Raw genomic sequence first — 506 nt, 5'->3', positions numbered from 1 at the left:
GTTTTTCCTCAAGCAACAACTGCTGTATGTGCCGTTTATTGGTATGGCATGTTGGGCTTTAGACATGCCTTTCATGCGTCGTTACTCTCGTGAGTATTTAATTCGTAACCCTCACAAACGTGGCCAAGATTTGGCAACCACACGTCGTTCGTGTGCCAAGTTCAAGCATACTCCAACCACGGTTGTGAACTACGTGGAAGGTACACGCTTTACTGAAGAGAAGCAGCGTAAAAGCAAAGCGGGCTACCAATACCTGTTGCAACCCAAGTCAGGCGGTATTGCTTACACATTGGCGGCAATGGGCGAGCAGTTTGAGAACATCATCGATGTGACCCTCGCGTATCCAGAGAATACGGACAAACCTTTTAAAGACATGCTGATGGGGCGCATGACTAAGATCGTGGTCCATGTGAAAGCGTTGCCAGTTGATGAGCAGGTGTTAGGGGATTACTTCAACGACAAGCCGTACAAGCGCCAATTCCAGCAATGGTTAGGGGATGTGTGGC

General features: G+C 48.6%; 1 protein-coding gene. It reads left to right on the top strand.

Annotated features, from left to right (window positions below; all coding sequences use genetic code 11):
- On the top strand, nucleotides 1-506 hold a 506-nt coding region (locus R7040_RS30290), incomplete at both ends, for an acetyltransferase (protein ID WP_318098170.1).

The sequence above is a fragment of the Vibrio sp. 1069 genome, assembly GCF_033340555.1.
Note: the sequence above shows the minus strand (reverse complement) of the source record. Positions and strands in the feature narration are given on the sequence as shown.